This is a genomic window from Lentzea terrae, assembly GCF_003265345.1.
Taxonomy (GTDB): Bacteria; Actinomycetota; Actinomycetes; order Mycobacteriales; family Pseudonocardiaceae; genus Lentzea; species Lentzea terrae.
Window position 1 is genome coordinate 112,499 of record NZ_QFWW01000026.1, and the last position, 19,011, is coordinate 131,509.

Genomic DNA, 19,011 nt, shown 5'->3' on the forward strand with positions numbered 1-19,011 from the left:
TCAGTCCAGCAGGTGCCTCAGGAACCGGTCGGGCTCACCCAGGAAGTTGCGGGTGAGCGCGACCGGTTCCGCTGCGTCGTAAGGGACTTCGTCGATGACGCCGTCCGTGATCTCCAGGATCTGCGCGTTCGGCGCGGCGAGCAGGATCGGCGAGTGCGTGGCGATGATGAACTGCGAGCCCTCGTCGACGAGCTCGTGCATGCGCCGCAGGACGGTCAGGCAGCCTTTGACGGACAGCGCCGCCTCCGGCTCGTCCAGCACGTAGAGCCCTCTGCTGCCGAACCGGTGCGTCATCAGGTCCATGAAGCTCTCGCCGTGCGACCGCTCGTGCAACGACTTTCCGCCGTACGACGCGTGGATCCCGTCGCCGATCCGGTCGATCTCCGTCGCCACGTTGTAGAACGACTCGGCGCGCAGGAAGAATCCCGTGCGCGGCTTCTTGATGCCCCAGCTGAGCGTGAGGTAGTCGCCCAGCGACGACTCGGTGGCCTTGGTTGCGAAGTTGAACGACTGCGTGCCGCCCTCCGCGTTGAACCCGGCCGCCACCGCGATCGCCTCGACGAGCGTCGACTTGCCCGCACCGTTGTCGCCGACCAGGAACGTGACGGGTTTCCGCAGTTCAATCGGGTTCTTGAGCAGGTGCTGCACGACCGGCAGCGTGAACGGGTACCGGTGCGTGTCAGCGTTCTGGTCGAGGCGGATCTGTTTGATGAAGGTCATCCGAGGCGAGCCAGCTCGACCGGGTCGTGGGCGCAGAAGACCTCGACCTCGCCCTGCGCCTTGAGCTCCTTCAGCCGTTCCACATTGGACAGACGCTGCGGGCGGATCGTCTCGGTCTGCTTGGCCGTCAGCTTGAGCGCGAAGATGTTGCTCGGCGGCGTCTCGACCTCGCCGCGGTAGAAGTACGCGTCACCCGCGTGCAGCAGCCAGCCGTCGTCGGAGTTGACGGCGATGCCCGTGTGGCCGCGGGTGTGGCCGATGAGCGGCACCATGAGGATGTCTTCGGGGAGGCCGGGGATGTTCTTGACGGCCTCGAACCCGAACCAGTCCTCACCCTCTGCTTTGTGCGTCTGGAACGTGACGCCTGCACGCTGCGCCTTCGGGTACCGCGCCCGCTCCTTGACGTTGCGCGGGTTGGTCGCGGCCTCCAGCTCGGTGTCCAGCACGTGCACGGTGGCGTTCGGGAAGTCCCGCAGCCCGCCGGCGTGGTCGAGGTCGAGGTGGGTGAGCAGGACGTGCCGGACGTCCTCGGCGCCGTAACCGCGCTTCTCGACCTGGTAGATCGCCGTCTCGTTGATGTCCAGGAGCGGCTTGAGCAACGTGCGGCTGAGGCCGTCGATGGTGCCCTTCGGGTTCATGACCTCGTGCGTGCCGAAACCGGTGTCGACCAGCACCAGCCCCTGGTCGGTCTCGATCAGCAGGCAGTGCGCCACGATCCCGCCGGCGACCAGGGGCGGACGCATCGTCGCGCAGTTGAGGTGATGAACCTTCATGGGGAATCCTTCCTCTGGCCCCGTAGGCTTCAGCCTCATGTTGGGGATCTCGTACGAGGGTGCCACCGCTGTGATCACGACTGTAGGCGCAGGCCTGCGGTCTTTCGAGGTGGACGGCGTTCCGTATGTGGAGACGTTCGGCCCGGACGAGAAGCCGCCGATGAGCGCCGGGGCCGTGTTGGTCCCGTGGCCCAACCGGACTGCTGGGGCTTCCTGGGTGCTGGACGGGGTGGTCCAGCAGCTTGAAGTTACCGAGCCCGCGCGGGGGAACGCGATTCACGGGCTGGTTCGGCGGCGGCCGTGGTCGGTGCTGGAGCACACCGGGTCGTTGGTGTCGTTGCAGACCTTGATCGAGCCTCAGGCTGGGTGGCCTGCGGCTTTGCGCGCCACTGTGTCGTACGCGCTGGATGATCATGGGCTGACTGTTACGCACGGGGTCAAGAACGTCGGGGATGTTCCTACGCCGTTCGGGGTGGGGACGCATCCGTATCCGCGGGCTGGGAATGCTGCCACTGACTCGTGCACTTTGACGCTTTCCGCCACTACTGTGCTGCCGCTGGATGTTGACCGGATGGTGCCCTCTGGGGCAGCTGAGCCGGTTGAGGGGACCGAGTTCGACTTCCGCGCCGGGCGCTCGCTGGCCAACGTGCACCTGGACACGCCGTTCGGTGGGTGTGAGCCGGCGCGTGACGGGCTGGTGCACCATTCGTTGTCGTCGGACAGCGGAGGGGTCGAGGTGTGGGCGGACCCGGCCTTCCGGTGGGTGCAGGTCTACACGCCGGACTCCTACCCGGACCGCGGGCGGGCGGTGGCGATCGAGCCGATGACGTGCCCGCCGGACGCGTTGAACTCCGGAACCGATCTGATCTGGGTGGCTCCTGGGGAGTCCTGGGGTGCCCGGTGGGGGATCAAGCCCCTGTAGGAAAAGGCGCTGTCGTAGCGGAACGCGGGCGCAACCGTTAGCGTTGCTAACCATGAACATCGCGATCACCGGGGGCTACGTCGTGCCCGTCGACGGGGAGCCTGTCGAGGGCGGCACTGTCCTGATTCAGGACGGGAAGATCGTCGCGGTTGGTGCGGACGTCGACATCCCGGACGGGGTTGAGGTCGTCGACGCGGACGGGGCCTGGGTGTTGCCCGGCTTTGTCGAGGCGCACGGGCACATCGGTGTCCACGAGGAGGCCGAGGGGTGGGCCGGGCAGGACACCAACGAGATGACGGATCCCGTCGGTGCGCGGATGCGGGCGTTGGATGCGATCAACCCGGCTGATTTGGGGTTCGGGGACGCGCTCAGCGGTGGCGTGACCACGGCGGTGATCAAGCCCGGGTCGGGCAACCCCATTGGTGGGCAGACGGTTGCGGTGAAGTGCTGGGGGCGGACCGTCGACGAGATGCTCGTCAAGGAGCCCGTCAGCGTGAAGAGCGCGTTGGGGGAGAACCCCAAGCGGGTGTACGGCGACAAGGGGAAGTTGCCGTCCACGCGGCAGGGGGTGGCGGCGGTCATCCGGGACGCGCTGACCAAGGCGCAGGATTATGTGGCCAAGAAGGCTGAGGCTGAGGCCGACGGGAAAGCCTTCGAGCGCAACAACACGCAAGAGATCTTGGCCAAGGTGCTCGGCGGTGAGCTGCCGTGGTGCCAGCACGCGCATCGGGCTGATGACATTGCGACGGCGATCCGGTTGTCGGAGGAGTTCGGCTACAAGCTGATCATCAACCACGGCACGGAAGGGCACTTGATCGCGGATCTCATTGCGGAGAAGCAGATTCCGGTGATCATCGGGCCGTTGTTCACGTCGCGGTCCAAAGTGGAGGTTCGCAACCGGGGGCTGCGGAACCCCGGGATCTTGGCGCGGGCCGGGGTGGAGCTGGCGATCACCACGGACCATCCGGTGGTGCCGATCCACTTCTTGGTGCACCAGGCCACGTTGGCGGTGAAGGAAGGGCTCGACCCGGAGGTTGCGATCAAGGCGTTGACGGTCAACCCGGCCAAGATCATGGGGTTGCAGGACCGGGTGGGAGCGCTGAAGCCGGGGCTGGACGGGGACGTGGTGATCTGGTCCGGGGATCCCTTGGACGTGATGAGCCGGGCCCTGCACGTGTACGTGGAGGGGCGCGAGGTCTACGCGTTCGACGAGCGGAAGGGTGAAGGGGTCGTGGCCGACCCCTTCTACCGGGAGCGCTAGCGGAGGCCGCGGCCGATGACCAGGCGCTGGATCTGGTTGGTGCCTTCGAAGATCTGCAGGACCTTGGCCTCGCGCATGTAGCGCTCGACCGGGAAGTCGCGGGTGTAGCCCGCGCCGCCGAGCACCTGCACGGCGTCGGTCGTCACCTTCATCGCCGCGTCGGTGGCGATGAGCTTGGCGATCGACGCCTGCTGGCGGAACGGGCGGCCGCGGTCGCGCAGCCTGGCCGCGTGCAGGTAGGTGGCGCGGGCGGATTCCACGGCGGCGGCCATGTCGGCGAGCAGGAACTCGAGGCCCTGGAACTCGATGATCGGGCGGCCGAACTGGGTGCGGGTCTTGGCGTAGGCCACGGCTTCGTCGAGCGCGGCTTGGGCCAGGCCCACCGCGCAGGCGGCGATGCCCAGGCGGCCGGAGTCCAAAGCGGACAGTGCGATCTTCAGGCCGTCGCCCTCGGCGCCGATCAGGCGGTCCGCGCCGAAGCGGACGTCGTCGAACTGCAGCTGCGCGGTGATCGAGCCGGTCAGGCCCATCTTGCGCTCGGGGGTGTCGGCGGAGAGGCCGCGTGCGTCGCCGGGAGCGAGGAAGCAGGAGATGCCGCGACCGCCGTCCGGGGACGTGCGGGCCATCAGGGTGTAGAAGTCGGCGGCGCCGGCGTGGGTGATCCACGCCTTGGTGCCGTTCACGACGTACTCGGAGCCCTGGCGGACGGCGCGGGTCGACATCGCGGCCGGGTCGGAGCCCGCCTGGACCTCGGACAGGGCGTAGCCGCCGAGGAGTTCGCCCTCGAGCATCTCGGGCAGCCAGCGGTCCTGCTGCTCGCGGGTGCCGAAGGTGGCGAGGCCGTAACAGGACATCACGTGCACGGAGAGGCCTACGGCGACCGTCATCCACGCCGAGGCGACCTCTTCGAGGGCCTGCAGGTACACCTCGTAGGGCTGTGCCCCGCCGCCGAACTCCTCGGCGTACGGGAGGCCCAGCAGGCCGGCCCTGCCCAGCAGGCGGAACGCCTCGCGGGGGAACTTCTCGTTCTCCTCGGCGTCCGCGGCGTGGGGCTTCAGCTCGTCCCGTGCGATCTCCCTGACCAGCGCGATCAGGTCTTCTGCCTCTTGCGTGGGGAGCAGCCGCTCGGCGGGCATCGTCGACCTCCGGTGTGTACTAGTAGCTGTACTGTAGGACGTACCGCAGTACACCTGCCAGTCAATGTGGCAGGGTCGTCAGCTATGACGCGGGCTCTCACGCAGCGGCAGGCCGAGCTGCTCACCCGGTTGGAGGCTCTCTTCCTCACCGAGGGCTTCGGACATCTCACGCTGGATGACATCGCGGGCAGGTTGCACTGCTCGAAGTCGACGCTGTACGCGCTCGCCGGCAGCAAGGAACAGCTGGCCGTGCGGGTGGTCGGGCGGTACTTCAAGGGAGCGGCCGAGCGCATCGAGAAGCGCATCGCCGGCCTCGTTGACGTGCGCAAACGCATCGGCAGCTACCTCGCTGGCGCGGCGGAGGAGCTCGGCAAGGCGTCGGCTGCGTTCATCGCGGACGTGTCGGACTTCCCGCCGACGCGTGCCACGTACGAGCGCAACGCGCGCGCTGCGGCCGAGCGCATCAAGTCGTTCATCCAGGACGGGGTCGAGCTGCACGTGTTCCGCGAGGTGCACGCGGTGCTGTTCGCCGAGATGGCCGGGTTGCTCATCGAGAGCATCCAGACGGGTGTCCTCACGAAACGGGCAGGCGTTTCAGACGCCGAGGCGTTCACCGCGCTGGGTGAGTTGTTGTTGGATGGGCTTCAGAGAGACGGGAGCTCGAAGTGATCGTGGTTGCTGGTGAGGCACTGGTCGACATGGTGCCGGTGGGGGACGACGAGCTGACGCCGCTCGCACCGAAGCTCGGTGGCGGGCCGTACAACGTCGCCGTCGCGCTCGGACGGCTGGACGTGCCGACGAGCTTCCTGTCACGGGTGTCGGACGACCACTTCGGGCAGCAGCTGATCAAGCGGCTGCACGCGTCGAACGTGCGGACCGAGCTGGTCCAGCGCGGGCCGGAGAACACCACGCTCGCCGTCGTCGGGCTCGCCGAGGACGGCTCCGCGCGCTACTCGTTCTACGTCGACGGCACGGCCGACCGGCTCGTCGAGGATCCCGGACCGCTGCCCTCAGCAGCACAGGCCGTCTCATTCGGCACGCTGTCACTCGTCCTGGAGCCCGGCGCGAGCGTCTACGAGACCGTTCTGCGGCGGGAAAGCAAGCGCTTGCTGACGGTCCTCGACCCCAACATCCGGGCCGGGCTGATCGACGATCCGGGCGCCTACCGGGCCCGGTTCCGGTCGTGGCTGCCGGACGTCGGTCTCCTGAAGGTGTCCGTCGAGGACGCGCAATGGCTCGCTGAAGGCAGTGACGATCTCGGCGACGTGATCGAGATCGCAAGGACGTGGATTTCACAGGGACCGGCCGCCGTGGTGCTGACCAAGGGTGGCGACGGTCTTTCAGTGATCACCGCCACGGGACAGGTCGACGTGCCGCCGGTGAAGGTGGACGTGGTCGACACGATCGGCGCGGGCGACACGGTGCAAGGTGCCCTGCTCGCGTGGCTGCACGACCACGACGCGCTGAGCGCGGAGAAGGTCCGTGCGCTCGGTGGCGAGGAATGGACCGACGCATTGACCTACGCGGGTGCTGCGGCCGCGATCACATGTTCCCGCGCGGGCGCCGAACCGCCCTTTGCGAGCGAACTCACCGCTGCGTTGGCTGGATAAAACCGGGGAACGGACTACCGTGAGGGAGCCGCGCTAGAACTGGCATTACGGATGTGATGCCGGTCCCATCTCACAGAATCGGTTCACACCGCTGCTGCGAGGCGGGCCTTCCGCCGACTAGCGTGAGTGAACTTAGAAGACTCAGATCCCAACGGGGTGGTCCGAGACGACGGCAGGCCGTGCGACCTGCCGCCACCCCGTCCGAGCGTTGAGAGGGACTTGAATGCCCGACGCGACGACTGCGCCGAACGACACCCAGACCGTCGCGCTGCGCCACGGGGGCGGAGAGCTCGAGATGAAGGTGGTGTCGGCGACCGAAGGCGCGTCCGGCATCGAACTCGGCAAACTGCTGTCGACGACCGGTCTGGTAACCCTGGACACCGGTTTCGTCAACACGGCCTCCTGCTCCTCCGAGATCACCTACATCGACGGTGACGCGGGCATCCTGCGTTACCGCGGGTACCCGATCGAGCAGCTGGCCCAGCGTTCGAACTTCATCGAGGTCAGCTACCTGCTCATCTACGGTGAGCTGCCCACCCAGGCCCAGCTGGACGACTTCTCGTCCAAGATCAGCAGGCACACCCTGCTGCACGAGGACCTCAAGCGCTTCTTCGACGGCTTCCCGCGTGACGCGCACCCGATGCCGGTGCTGTCCTCCGCGGTGTCCGCCCTGTCGACCTTCTACCAGGACTCGCTGTCGCCGTTCGACGCGAACCAGGTCGAGATCTCCACGATCCGCCTGCTGGCGAAGCTGCCGACGATCGCGGCCTACGCCTACAAGAAGTCGGTCGGTCAGCCGTTCCTCTACCCGGACAACTCGCTTGGCCTGGTGGAGAACTTCCTGCGGATGACCTTCGGCTTCCCGGCAGAGGCCTACGACCTCGACCCGGACCTGGTCCGCGCTCTCGACCTGCTGTTCATCCTGCACGCCGACCACGAGCAGAACTGCTCCACGTCGACCGTGCGCCTGGTCGGCTCGTCCGAGGCGAACCTCTTCGCGTCCATCTCCGCGGGCATCAACGCCCTGTTCGGCCCGCTGCACGGCGGCGCGAACAGCGCGGTGCTGGAGATGCTCGAGAAGATCAAGGCCGACGGCGGCGACGTGAAGTCGTTCGTCAACAAGGTCAAGAACAAGGAGGACGGCGTCCGCCTGATGGGCTTCGGCCACCGGGTCTACAAGAACTACGACCCGCGCGCCGCGATCATCAAGAAGACGGCCGACGAGATCCTCAACAAGCTCGGCGCCGACGACCAGCTGCTCGACATCGCGAAGCAGCTGGAAGAGGCCGCCCTGAGCGACGAGTACTTCATCTCCCGCAAGCTCTACCCGAACGTGGACTTCTACACGGGTCTGATCTACCGGGCGATGGGCTTCCCGACGAAGTTCTTCACCGTGCTGTTCGCGCTCGGCCGGCTCCCCGGCTGGATCGCGCACTGGCGCGAGATGATCAACGACCCGGCCACCAAGATCGGCCGCCCGCGGCAGATCTACACCGGCCCGACGGAGCGCGACTTCATCGCGATGGAGAACCGCTGAACGTAGTTCTCGAAAGGCGCGCCCGTGCTGCGGGCGCGCCTTTTGCTTTGTAACGTCAGAGGGTGAGCTCCCCCTCTGTTGTCTGGTTCCGCCGCGATCTGCGCACAACCGATCATCCTGCCTTTCTCGCGGCGGCGGAACGATCTCCTCAGGCACTCGCGTTGTTCGTTCTCGACGACCGGCTGTTGAAACCGTCGGGGCAGCCGCGAATCGATTTTCTGCACCGCTGTTTGCACGCCTTGAACGACGAGCTGGGCGGTCGCTTGATGGTCGTGCGCGGCGACCCGGTGCAGGCCGTGCCGCGGGTGGCGCGCGAGATCGGGGCCGGCAGCGTCCACATCACCGCGGACTGCGCGCCGTACGGCCGAAACCGTGACCAGGCTGTCGAAGAAGCGTTGGGGGACATCGAACTCGTCCGCTCCGGCTCGCCCTACGCCGTGACGCCGGGCAGGGTGCGCAAGGCGGACGGCACGCCGTTCAAGGTCTTCACGCCGTTCCGCAACGCCTGGCTCGACCACGGCTGGTGCAAGCCGGCCGACACGTCATCGTCCACTCTGGACTGGATGAAGCCGGCACACAGCGCGAAACTTCCGGCTGTCAAAGAACAACTCCCGGATGCCCAGGCGTTGTGGGAGCAGTTCCGCGACGAGCGGCTGGCGGACTACGACAAGACCCGCGACCGCCCCGACCTCGACGCCACCAGCCGACTGTCGGCGTTCCTGCGGTTCGGCGTGCTGCACCCCCGAACGTTGCTGAAGGACTGCGACGGCACGTTCCGCAGCGAGCTGGCCTGGCGCGAGTTCTACGCCGACGTCCTCTGGCACCGCCCGGAAACCGCGCGCGAGAACTACGACCGCAAGTTCGACCGGATGCAGCACGACCACGACGAGGAGCTCTTCGAAGCCTGGGCCCAGGGCCGCACCGGCTACCCGATCGTGGACGCGGGGATGCGGCAGCTGCTGCAGGAAGGCTTCATGCACAACAGGGTCCGCATGATCGTGGCCAGCTTCCTGGTGAAGGACCTGCACCTGCCGTGGTGGTGGGGCGCACGGCACTTCATGAAGCACCTGATCGACGGAGACCTCGCCTCGAACCAGCACAACTGGCAGTGGGTCGCGGGCTGCGGCACGGACGCGGCGCCGTTCTTCCGCGTGTTCAACCCGTTGACCCAGGCCAAGAAGTTCGACCCGGACGGCGCCTACGTCCGCAAGTACGCGCCGGACTCGCACACCCTGGAACCGATCGTCGACCACGCGGTCGAACGCCAGGTGGCGCTCGACCGCTACCAGGCCATCAAGTGAGCGTCACGCGGGTGTGCTGGACGTAGGTCGCCGCCGCCCAGTACCTCCTGGCGTTGTTGAGCGCGTCGACCCACTCCTGGAACTCGCCCTGCTGGTCGCACAGCCGTTGGAGCGAGTCGAGCCTGTCGACCACCGCGTCGACGGCGGCCCGGTCTGGTGTCGCGATCAGCTGAGGCTGTGGTCGCGGTCCAGGCCGGGAGTCGAAGGAGTGGTCGAACGCGACGTTGCGGCAGGCGGCGACGAACAGGGCGAGTGCGGCGTCGACCGCCGGCCGGGTCGTGTCCTGGTCGACCGACTCGCGCAGGGCCGTCAGCTGATCGAGCATCCGCATCATCTTGTCGCACAACTCGTCCGCGTAGGCGTCGACGCGGCGCTGGAGCAATTTCCGCGCCTGGTCCGGCTCCACGCCTAGGTCCGGAGGGCTTCGCGGAGCTTGACGCGAGCGCCCGTTCGCAGCACTGCGTTCGCGTAGACCTTGCCGCCCAGCCACGTGATCGCCGCGATGGCCGCCAGCGCGAGCACGACCGCCAGCACCACCTGCCACGGCGTCGCCACGCCCATCGCCATCCGGCCAGGCATCAGGATCGGGGCGAACGGCGGCAGCAGCGACAGCACGGTCACCGTCGGGCCGGACGGGCTGCCGATCATCAGGTTGATGCCGGCCACGAACGCCACGATGATCGTCATGCTGATCGGCGTCAGCACAGACTGCAGCTCCTCCTGGCGCGACACGAGCGACGCGGCGGCCGCGAACACCGTGGCGTACAAGAAGAATCCGAGCAGGTACCAGAGCACACCGGTCAGCAGCGCCGTGCCGCCCAGAGCGCCCACGTCGATCACGTCGAACGCGGACGACAGCCCGAGCCCGATCGTGGAGATCACCAGCAGCTGCAGCAGACCGACCGCGCCGAGCCCGATCACCTTGCCCAGCAACAACTGCCACGGCCGGACGGTGGCGAGCAGGATCTCCACGACCCGGCTGGACTTCTCCTCCACCACGCCCTGGGCGACCATCGTGCCGTAGACCAAAAGGGAGTAGTAGAGCAGCGCGGCCACGATCAACCCGATCGCGAGGCGCTGACCTCGTTGCGGGTCAACGGGTTCCAGCGCCGTGACGGCCACGTTGACGTTCGCGAGGTTCTGCGCCACCTGCTGCGGCGTGATGCCCGCCTCGGCGAGCTGGGCGACCAGGACCTGCTGGCGCAGCACGTCGTTCAGCGCCGTCGTCAGCACCTGGTCGCCGGTGCCCTTGACGATCATCTTCAACGTGGGCGGCGCGCCCGTCACCAGCGCGTCCAGCGAGCCGTCGCGGACCTGCTGCTCGGCGTTCTCCATGGTCGTGACGTCGCGGGTCTCGACGTCGATGCCGAACGACTTCGCCTTGTCCCGCAACGGATCCGCGAGCTGCGTGGCCTGGCCGGAGAGGCCGACAACGCTGCGCTGCTGGTCGTCGAACAGCACCGACTGCAGCACGACGTACCCGGCGAGCACGGCGATGATCACCGCGGTGCCGATCAGGAACGACCTGGTGCGCACCTTCGTGACGAACTCGCGCCGTGCCACCAACGAGACCGCTCGGGCCGTCATGTGCTCCTCGCCTCGGTGGTCACGACGTTGCGGAACAGCTCGGTCAGCGTCGGGCGCTGGCGGGAGAACTCGTGCACGGGGCCCACGGCGAGCGCGGCCTGCAGCACCGCCTGGTCGTCCACGCCGTCAGCGAGCTCGAGCACGCACCGCGTCCCGTTCTTCTCGATCACCCGCACACCGTCCAGCGTGACAGTCCAGTCGGTGGTTGGCGACTCAACGACCAGCCGGGGCACCCCACCGGACCGGAGTTCGTCCACCGTTCCGCTCGCGACCAGCGAACCGGCGCTGACGATGCCGACTCGGTCACACAGCCGTTCCACCAGGTCGAGCTGGTGGCTGGAGAACACCACGGGCACGCCGCCGGAAGCCTTCTCGCGCAGCACCTGGCTCATCACGTCCACCGCGACCGGGTCGAGGCCGGAGAACGGTTCGTCGAGCACCAGGACGTCCGGCTCGTGCACCAGGGCGGCGGCGAGTTGCACGCGCTGCTGGTTGCCGAGGCTGAGCCGCTGCACCTCGTCGTTGCGGCGGTCGCGCAGGCCGAGCCGCGCGATCCAGTTCTCCGCGCTCGTGTGGGCCTCGTTGGTGCTCATGCCGTGCAGCTCGGCCAGGTAGACCAACTGGTCGAGCACCCTCATCCTCGGGTAGAGGCCGCGCTCCTCCGGCATGTAGCCAATTCGGCGCCTTGTGTCCAGGTCGACGGCTCTTCCGTTCCACCGCACCTCGCCGGAGTCGGCGGCGAGCACGCCCAGCGCGATCCGCATGGCCGTGGTCTTCCCAGCGCCGTTGCTGCCGACAAAACCGAAGAGCTCACCCGCACGAACGTCAAAAGACAGGTTCCGCAGGGCGACGACCTCTCCGTAGCGCTTGGAGATCCCGTCGATCTCCAGCACTCCCTCAGGCACGGTGCACCCCTTCGTTAGCCCGGATGGCGGTAATCGGACTCAAAGTATCGGTGAGCAGGGAACGAGTGAAACGATACGGGCGTCTACGGCGAATCGAACGAACGACCAATTCACTCAACGGGGGTGACCATGGAGACCATCGACCCCGATCAGTGGCTCAAGACGTACGGGGCCAAGATCGAGCAGGCGAAGCAGCAGGCTGAGCAGGCTGTGGGCCAGCTCGGCGGTGTAGGTGGGAGCGCAAGCTCGCCGGACGGCCTGATCACGGTGACTGTCAACGCCACGGGGGTGCTGACCGACCTGCGGATCAAGCCGGAGGCTCGTGGCATGGACCCCAGCGAGATCGCCGCAGCCGTGCTCGCCGCGTCCACCAAGGCCCAGCGCGAGGCGTCCGGCCAGGTCGTGCAGATCATGGGCGAGTTCGTCGGCGAGAGCCCGGCGCTCGACTTCGTGAAGGCGCAGATGCCGAACGGATACGCGGGCGACGGAACCGACGAGGAAGAACCGAAGTCGGAGTTGGAGCGCAAGGACCTTCGGCCCGACGACGAGTACTTCACCAACCCGCCCGACGTCATGGCCTGAGTGCAGGAGGGGGTTAGAGCATGCAGCAGCACTTCAACATCGATCTCGACGAGCTGAGAAACCACGCCGCGAACGTGGACCGGCTCACCGATCGGTTGCGCAAGGCCACCGAGACGTGCGACCCGGGCTCGCTCACCACCGAGGCCTTCGGCGTCATCTGCGGTTTCCTCGCCCAGTACATCCTCGAGAAGGCCGGCCTCGGGCAGGACGTGCTCGGGAAGGCCACGAACTCGCTGATGGACATGGCCTCCGGGCTCAAGGAGACCATCGAGCAGTACGAGCAGGTCGACCTCGACAACATGTTCGGCTTCAACGGAGGCCGGGGATGAGCACGTCGACCTCGCAGGGTACCGACCCGCAGCAGCTGATCAGCAGCATCTCCAACACCTACTCGTCCATCGAGCGCGGCGACTGGGTCAATGCCGGCCTGGGCATGGCCAACACCGCGATGGGCATGGTCGGCATGTCCGGGAACCCGCTGAGCGGTTTCCTCGCCGCCGGCTTCAGCTGGGCGATCCAGCACGTCGACTTCCTGCGCGAGCCGTTCGACGCGCTGCTCGGCAGCCCGGAGTCCATCTCCAGGATGGCGGGCACCTACCGGTCCGCCGGTCAGCAGGTGCAGGAGATCGCGACCGAGTACGAACGCATCTGCGTCTCGCAGACCCGTGAGTGGCAGGGCAGGGCGGCCGACGCCTACCGCACGGCGGCCAAGAAGCACGCCGACAGCATGGAGTCGCTGTCCAAGGCGACGCACGGCATCGCCGCGGCGGTCGAGGGCGCCGGCAAGCTCGTCGCCGATGTCCGCAAGCAGATCATGGACTTGATCAGCCAGGCCGTGGCCGACATGGTCATGAAGATCATCCAGTGGCTGGCGGCGTCGGTCCTCACCTTCGGCGCGGCCATCGCGGGCGCGATCGCGGACATCGTCTCGACCGCGGTCAACTACGCGAAGAAGCTGGCGGACTTCATCCAGAAGCTCTTCGGCTCGGTCAAGAAGCTGATGGACCTCGTCAAGCAGGTCTCGCAGATCGCCAAGGTCGCCGAGCAGATCATCGACGCGATCTCGTCGATGGCGCACAAGGGCGCGGGTGGCGGTGGCGGTGGCGTCAACCGGCCGACCTCCGGCGGCTTCGACGGCCTCGGCAGCGGTCAGCAGAACCAGGCCCACACCGGCGCGGGCGGAACGTTCACGAGCGGTGTCAGCGGCCAGGGACCCGGCCGCAACACCGCCGGTGACGGTCTCTCCAACGTCCGTCCCGGCTACGGGGGCGGCGACACCACCGGCTGGCAGGGCCCGTACGGCCAGGGCGCCGGTGTCGGTGCCGGTCCGGGCGTGCGCCCCGTCTACACGCCTCCTGGCGGCCAGGGCGGCGGCTCCGGCCGGCCTCCCGGCCAGGTGGGCCACCACGGCTACCCCGGCCCCGGCCACACGGATGCCGACCACCACCGGCCCCCAGGCGGTGGTAGCGGCACGGTGGGCGTCCCGCGCGGCGAGATGCCGGGAACCGGTGGTCCCGGTGGCACCGGCGGCGGGCGCTGGGTGCCGGGTCACTGGGAGCCGGCGGACACGACCACGTCGGCCGGTGGCGTCACGAAGCCTCCGTCGATCGGCGCCACGCCGACCACGACGAACGCCGACTGGTACCGCCCGACCACCACTGACAACGCCGCGACCGCGGCTGCCGGTGGCGGCGGTGGTGGCGGAGGCGGCGGCATCCCCAAGGGCATGGGCGGCGGTGGCGGCGGTGGCGGTATGCCCGCCGGCCTCGGTGGCCCGGCCGGTGGTGGTGGCGCCGGTGGCACGGCAGCGCAGTTCGGTGGCGCGGCCGGTGTCATGGCTTCCGGTGGCCCCGCTGGTGGTGCCGCGGCCGGTGGCGGCGGTGGCGCCGCGCACGGTCCTGGCGGCGGTCCCGGTGGTGCCGGCGGCATGATGGGTGGTGCTCCGATGGGCGCCGGTGCCGGCGCTCAGCAGGGCGGCAACAGCGAGCACAAGCGGAAGGTCCGGATCGACGGGGAGGCCCTGGTCGACCCGCCCAAGGCCGCGAAGCCGGTCATCGGCGAGTGAGCTGAGTTCTTGCGCTGAGAACGGGGCGTCCTTCGGGGCGCCCCGTTCTCGTGTGTGGGAAGCGGGCTCCTCCGTTTCACACGGCGGCGAGAAGCTTCGCGATCTCCGGCGCCGCCTTCGCGCGATCCGCCGGCACCAGCCCGATCCGCGTGCGCCGGTCCAGGATGTCGTCGACGTCCAGCGCACCCTCGTGCTGGATCGCGTGGACGACGTCGGCCTCCGTGACGCCCGGCGCGATCGGCGTGGTCGGGTGCGGCCGGTCGTCGACCAGGCGGATGTCCTTGGTGCGGCACGGGATCTGCGTCAGACCCGTCGCCTCGACCGCGTCCGCCGCCATCTTCCGGTACGTGGTGAGCTTGCCGCCGACGATCGTGATCACGCCGTTCTGCGCCTTGAGCACCGCGTGGTGGCGCGACAGGTCAGCGGTCTGGCCTTCGGCTTCCAGCAAAGGCCGCAGGCCTGCGTAACTGCCGATCACATCGGACCTGGTGAGATTTCGTTGCAGGACGCCGGAAGCGGTCGCGAGCAGGAAGTCCACATCGGACTCCGGCACCGTCGGCACGTCCGGGATCTCGTCGACCGGCTCGTCGGTGAGACCGAGGTACGCGCGGCCGTTCGCCTGGGGCAGCAGCAGTGCGTAGCGGTTGCGTTCGCCCGGCACCGGAATCGTCAGCGCGGTTCCCGTCAGACCAACCGTTTTCGCGTCGACCACGAGGTGCGAGCCGCGGGACGGGCGCAGCTGCACCGGCGCGAGCGTGCCCGCCCAGACGCCGGTCGCGTTGATCACCGCTCGCGCCCTCACGCTGAAGGTGGCGCCGGTCAGAGTGTCCTGAGCTTCGGCGCCATCGCCTTGCAAAGCAAGGACTTTCGCGCGGGTGATGATCCGCGCGCCATACCCGGCAGCGGTGCGGGCGAGAGCCACGACGAGGCGGGCGTCGTCGACGAGCTGGCCGTCGTAGTTGAGGAGGCCGCCGGTGAGCTCGTCCGGGTTCAGGCCGGGCACCAGGGCCAGCGCCTCGTGCTTGGGCACCCGGCGCGGGCGCGGCAGAACGCTGGCGGGGGTGCCGGCGGTGATGCGCAGCGCGTTGCCCGCTTTGAGGCCGGCCATGACGAAGTGGTTCGCGCCCGCGTGCAACGGGAACAGCATCGGCAAAGTGCGAGTGAGGTGCGGAGCCGTCCTGGTCATCAGGATGCCGCGCTCGACCGCGCTCTCGTGGGCGAGCTTCACGTCGCCCTTCGCGAGGTAGCGCAGGCCGCCGTGGACGAGCTTGCTGGACCAGCGCGACGTCCCGAACGCCAGGTCGTGCGCCTCCAGCAGCACGGTCTTCAATCCCCGCGACGCCGCGTCGAGCGCTACGCCCGTGCCGGTGACGCCGCCGCCGATCACGAGAACATCGGCGACCTCGCGCTGTGCTGCTTGGAGGTCGTCCAAGCGGCGCGCGGCGTTCAGGGACGTGTTCACGGTCGCAGAGCTCCGTCCAGCTGCTTGGCCAGCTCGTCCAGCAGCGAGGTGAAGTCGAGCCCGGACGTGGCGGGCTTCGTGGAGAGGACCATCGACTGCGTGGTCAGCAGCACCACGCGAGCCTGCGTCTTGGCGTCGCCGAACCGGATCGACCCGTCGAGGTGGCCGGCCTCGATCTGGCCGACGAGGAACTGCTCGACCAGGCGTTGCGTGCTGCCGAGGCGCTCGGTGAGGTACGGGAGCATCAGCTCGGCGTCGAGCTGCAGGACGCGCTGCATGAGCGGGTTGCCCGACAGCGCCTTGATCGCCTCCACAGCCCTGCCGACCAGCTGCTCACGGGCGTTGCCCCGGCCGGCGGTCTGCTCCACCTGGGCCAGCAGGGCAGCGAACTCTCTCGTCATCAGCGCACGGACGAGGTGGTCCACGTCCGGGTAACGCCGGTAGAGGGTCATCCGGCTCACGTTGGCGCGTTTTGCCACGTCAGTGAGGGTGGTCCGGCGCACCCCCACCTCCAGAACACACTCACGGGTGGCGTCGAGCAGCGCGTCGTGGGTGTGACGTTGAGACGTCATGTGTCACACTGTAGCAGTGACCAGGGCTCGATGGACTACCGAAACCACGCCGTTGCCGCCGCACGCGCTGGCTTGGCTGAGTCAGCGCGTTGGGCTGGGGGAGCCGTTCGAGGAGGTGCCGCTGTCGGCACCCGAGTCGGCGCTGTCCGAGGACGCTTTCGAGGCGTTGGAAGCGGTCAGCACGATCTCACTCGATGCCGATGACCGGCTGGGACGCGCCGGCGGATTGTCCTATCTCGACCTGCTGCGCCACCGCGGGCACGGCACGCCCGCGGTCCCGGACGCGGTGGTTCAGCCTGCGACTCCGGCCGAGGTCGTGGAGGTGTTGCAGGTTTGCGTGGAGCACGACGTCGCCGTGGTTCCCTTTGGCGGGGGCACGTCCGTCGTGGGTGGCGTGGAGGCCCTGCGCGGCTCCAAGTCCGCCGTCGTCGCCCTCGACCTGGCCGGGTTGGGCTCGCTGGTCTCCATCGACCCCGTGTCGCGGGTGGCGGTGCTGCAGGCGGGGGTCACCGGGCCTGAGGCCGACAGATTGCTGGGGGAGCACGGGTTCACGCTCGGGCACGTGCCGCAGTCGTTCGAGCGCGCCACGATCGGCGGGTTCGCCGCCACTCGGTCCGCCGGGCAGGCTTCGTCCGGCTACGGCCGGTTCGAGGACATGGTCGAGTCGGTCCGCGTCGCCACTCCGGTCGGGGAATGGGTTGTCGGTGCTGCGCCCGCTTCGGCCGCCGGCCCGGATCTGAAGCAGCTCGTGCTGGGCAGCGAAGGCCTGTTCGGCGTGATCACCGAGGTGACTGTCCGGGTGCGGCCCAAGCCGTACGGGCCGCGGTACGAGGGCTTCGTCGTGGACGGCTGGGAAGCCGGGGTCGACCTCGTGCGCACGCTGGCTCAGGACGGGGTGCTGGCCGACATCACTCGTCTGTCCGATGTGGACGAGACTGAGGTCGCGCTGGAGCTGGCCGGACCCAAGGCCGCCACCTTGAAGAAGTACCTGCGGTTCCGCGGTGTCGAGCAGCCCTGCCTGGTGATCCTCGGGTGGGAGTGCCGGTCGCGGTCCGCCACCATGAGTGCGTTGAGCGGCAAGAAGGTTGTCCGCCTCGGCCGCGCCATGGGTGCCTCCTGGCTGCACGGCCGGTTCAACGGTCCGCGCCAGCGCGACGCTCTGCTGGATGCGGGCGTCTGCGTGGAGACGCTGGAAACCGCCACGCACTGGTCCCGCGTGTCCGAGCTGCGCGACGCGGTGCGCTCGGCTTTGGCTGAAGAGCTGGGCAACCCGGTCGTCATGTGCCACATCTCGCACGCCTACGAGACCGGGGCCTCGCTGTACTTCACCGTGCTGGTGCCGCGGGATCTCGCGGATCCGGTCGGGCAGTGGCAGCGCGCCAAGGTCGCGGCGTCGGAGGCGATCTCGCGGCTCGGCACGATCACGCACCACCACGCGGTGGGGCGCGATCACCAGCCGTGGCTGGAAAAGGAGATCGGGTCCATCGGGGTGGACGTGCTGCGCGCCGTGAAAGCCCAGCTGGACCCGACCGGAATCCTCAACCCCGGCAAGCTGCTTTAGCTCAGAACTGCACGAGCATCTTGCCGGTGTTGTCGCCGCGCAGCATGCCCAGGAACGCCGACGGTGCCTGGCGGGCGCCACCCTCGATGACGGTTTCGGTGTACTTCAACTTGCCGGAGGCGATCCAGGCGCCCACCTCGGCGATGAACTGCTGCTGCAGGTTCTTGTGGTCGCCGACCAGCAGGCCGCGCAGGGTCAGGCGCTTCGCGATCACCTGGACGAGGTTGCGCGGGGCGGCCGGGGGCTCGGTGTCGTTGTACTGGGCGATGGCGCCGCAGATGGCGACTCGGCCGTGCACGTTCAGGGAGGAGATGGCGGCCTCGAGGTGCTCGCCACCGACGTTGTCGAAGTAGACGTCGATGCCGTTGGGGGCGGCGGCCGCGAGCTGCTCGGCGACCGGGCCGTCCTTGTAGTTGAAGGCGGCGTCGAAGCCGAGCTCCTCGGTGAGGTACTTGACCTTCTCGGGCGAGCCGGCCGAGCCGATGACGCGCGAGGCGCCCTTGAGGCGGGCGATCTGGCCCACGAGCTGGCCGACGGCGCCTGCTGCGCCGGAGACGAAGACGACGTCGCCCTCCTTGAACTCGGCGGTCGCCAGCAGGCCCGCGTAGGCGGTCAGGCCGGGCATGCCGAGGACGCCCAGGTAGGCGCTCAGGGGGGCCACGTTCGGGTCGACCTTGACCGCGTGGGCGGCGTTGACGACGGCGTACTCGCGCCAGCCGAGGCCGTGCAGGACGTTGTCGCCCACGGCCAGTCCGGAAACGCCGTCGCCGACAGCCACGATCTCGCCGACCGCGCCGCCGTCGAGGGGCTGGCCCACCTGGAACGGCGGGGCGTAGGACTTGACGTCGTTCATGCGGCCGCGCATGTACGGGTCGACGCTCATGACCACGTTGCGCACGAGGATCTGGCCCTCACCGGGGGTGGGGATGTCGACCTCGGCGATCTCGAAGGTGTCCTCGGTCGGCCAGCCCTTCGGGCGGGACGCGAGCCGGACCTCGAGTGCGGTGCTGGTCATGG

19 protein-coding genes are annotated in these 19,011 nt (G+C 68.5%); 10 read left to right on the top strand and 9 right to left on the bottom strand.

Annotated features, from left to right (window positions below; genetic code table 11):
- Entirely contained in the window at nt 1-720 is a 720-nt protein-coding gene (locus DI276_RS32095) for an AAA family ATPase (RefSeq protein WP_112270347.1), read from the bottom strand.
- Nucleotides 717-1,493, bottom strand: coding sequence for an MBL fold metallo-hydrolase (locus DI276_RS32100; RefSeq protein ID WP_112270349.1), 777 nt, complete (start codon nt 1,491-1,493; stop codon nt 717-719). Before DI276_RS32100 ends, DI276_RS32095 begins: the two co-directional genes overlap by 4 nt.
- Here DI276_RS32100 and DI276_RS32105 point away from each other — a divergent pair.
- Together DI276_RS32105 and DI276_RS32110 are read left to right on the top strand one after the other, a co-directional pair.
- Nucleotides 1,492-2,415, top strand: coding sequence for an aldose 1-epimerase family protein (locus DI276_RS32105; protein ID WP_408610597.1), 924 nt, complete (start codon nt 1,492-1,494; stop codon nt 2,413-2,415). The two genes, DI276_RS32100 and DI276_RS32105, sit on opposite strands and share 2 nt — an antisense overlap.
- A 52-nt stretch (nt 2,416-2,467) precedes the next feature.
- Nucleotides 2,468-3,676 (top strand): amidohydrolase, encoded by a 1,209-nt coding sequence (locus DI276_RS32110; protein ID WP_112270351.1) that lies wholly within the window; start codon nt 2,468-2,470, stop codon nt 3,674-3,676.
- On the opposite strand, the gene DI276_RS32115 is transcribed toward DI276_RS32110, so the two are convergent.
- Nucleotides 3,673-4,812: an acyl-CoA dehydrogenase family protein gene (locus DI276_RS32115; RefSeq protein WP_112270353.1), complete on the bottom strand. Its 1,140-nt coding sequence runs from the start codon at nt 4,810-4,812 to the stop codon at nt 3,673-3,675. The genes DI276_RS32110 and DI276_RS32115 overlap by 4 nt on opposite strands.
- Nucleotides 4,813-4,896: 84 nt before the next feature.
- On the opposite strand from DI276_RS32115, the gene DI276_RS32120 reads away from it, so the two are divergent.
- From DI276_RS32120 to DI276_RS32135, 4 genes are all read left to right on the top strand, one after another.
- Nucleotides 4,897-5,481, top strand: coding sequence for a TetR/AcrR family transcriptional regulator (locus tag DI276_RS32120; RefSeq protein ID WP_112270355.1), 585 nt, complete (start codon nt 4,897-4,899; stop codon nt 5,479-5,481).
- Nucleotides 5,478-6,422 carry a carbohydrate kinase family protein gene (locus DI276_RS32125; protein ID WP_112270357.1) on the top strand — a complete coding sequence of 315 codons (945 nt, stop codon included), beginning with the start codon at nt 5,478-5,480 and terminating at the stop codon, nt 6,420-6,422. Before DI276_RS32120 ends, DI276_RS32125 begins: the two co-directional genes overlap by 4 nt.
- A gap of 223 nt (nt 6,423-6,645) precedes the next feature.
- On the top strand, nt 6,646-7,959 hold the full coding sequence (locus DI276_RS32130) for a citrate synthase (RefSeq protein ID WP_112270359.1): 1,314 nt from the start codon (nt 6,646-6,648) through the stop codon (nt 7,957-7,959).
- A 62-nt stretch (nt 7,960-8,021) separates the two neighbouring features.
- Nucleotides 8,022-9,260: a cryptochrome/photolyase family protein gene (locus tag DI276_RS32135; RefSeq protein ID WP_112270370.1), complete on the top strand. Its 1,239-nt coding sequence runs from the start codon at nt 8,022-8,024 to the stop codon at nt 9,258-9,260.
- On the opposite strand, the gene DI276_RS32140 is transcribed toward DI276_RS32135, so the two are convergent.
- Genes DI276_RS32140 through DI276_RS32150 form a run of 3 tightly spaced genes read right to left on the bottom strand, consistent with a single transcriptional unit; the run spans nt 9,253 to nt 11,752 of the window.
- Complete coding sequence (locus tag DI276_RS32140; RefSeq protein WP_112270372.1) at nt 9,253-9,666, bottom strand: hypothetical protein; 414 nt, start codon at nt 9,664-9,666, stop codon at nt 9,253-9,255. The two genes, DI276_RS32135 and DI276_RS32140, sit on opposite strands and share 8 nt — an antisense overlap.
- Nucleotides 9,667-9,668: 2 nt before the next feature.
- The gene (locus DI276_RS32145) at nt 9,669-10,847 is read right to left on the bottom strand and encodes an ABC transporter permease (protein WP_112270374.1); all 1,179 of its coding nucleotides are present in this window, start codon (nt 10,845-10,847) and stop codon (nt 9,669-9,671) included.
- Complete coding sequence (locus DI276_RS32150) at nt 10,844-11,752, bottom strand: ABC transporter ATP-binding protein (RefSeq protein ID WP_112270376.1); 909 nt, start codon at nt 11,750-11,752, stop codon at nt 10,844-10,846. Before DI276_RS32150 ends, DI276_RS32145 begins: the two co-directional genes overlap by 4 nt.
- A gap of 129 nt (nt 11,753-11,881) precedes the next feature.
- Between DI276_RS32150 and DI276_RS32155 the strand changes: the two genes are divergently transcribed.
- From DI276_RS32155 to DI276_RS32165, 3 genes are read left to right on the top strand one after another with little or no spacing between them, the layout of a single operon-like run.
- Complete coding sequence (locus tag DI276_RS32155; protein WP_112271369.1) at nt 11,882-12,334, top strand: YbaB/EbfC family nucleoid-associated protein; 453 nt, start codon at nt 11,882-11,884, stop codon at nt 12,332-12,334.
- 20 nt (nt 12,335-12,354) lie between these two features.
- A complete protein-coding gene (locus DI276_RS32160; protein ID WP_112270378.1) occupies nt 12,355-12,663 on the top strand; it encodes a type VII secretion target in 309 nt (102 codons plus the stop codon).
- A complete protein-coding gene (locus tag DI276_RS32165) occupies nt 12,660-14,399 on the top strand; it encodes a WXG100 family type VII secretion target (protein ID WP_112270380.1) in 1,740 nt (579 codons plus the stop codon). Before DI276_RS32160 ends, DI276_RS32165 begins: the two co-directional genes overlap by 4 nt.
- Before the next feature lie 76 nt (nt 14,400-14,475).
- Here DI276_RS32165 and DI276_RS32170 read toward each other — a convergent pair whose 3' ends face one another.
- Together DI276_RS32170 and DI276_RS32175 are read right to left on the bottom strand one after the other, a co-directional pair.
- On the bottom strand, nt 14,476-15,861 hold the full coding sequence (locus tag DI276_RS32170; RefSeq protein ID WP_112270382.1) for a glycerol-3-phosphate dehydrogenase/oxidase: 1,386 nt from the start codon (nt 15,859-15,861) through the stop codon (nt 14,476-14,478).
- Complete coding sequence (locus tag DI276_RS32175) at nt 15,858-16,433, bottom strand: TetR/AcrR family transcriptional regulator (protein ID WP_112270384.1); 576 nt, start codon at nt 16,431-16,433, stop codon at nt 15,858-15,860. The genes DI276_RS32170 and DI276_RS32175 overlap by 4 nt, the downstream gene beginning before the upstream one ends.
- Here DI276_RS32175 and DI276_RS32180 point away from each other — a divergent pair.
- Nucleotides 16,432-17,994, top strand: a complete 1,563-nt coding sequence (locus DI276_RS32180; RefSeq protein WP_112270386.1) for an FAD-binding oxidoreductase — start codon at nt 16,432-16,434, stop codon at nt 17,992-17,994. The two genes, DI276_RS32175 and DI276_RS32180, sit on opposite strands and share 2 nt — an antisense overlap.
- A 1-nt stretch (nt 17,995) precedes the next feature.
- Here the strand turns inward: DI276_RS32180 and DI276_RS32185 are convergent, their stop codons facing one another.
- The gene (locus DI276_RS32185) at nt 17,996-19,009 is read right to left on the bottom strand and encodes an NADP-dependent oxidoreductase (protein WP_112270388.1); all 1,014 of its coding nucleotides are present in this window, start codon (nt 19,007-19,009) and stop codon (nt 17,996-17,998) included.
- Nucleotides 19,010-19,011: the final 2 nt, after the last annotated feature.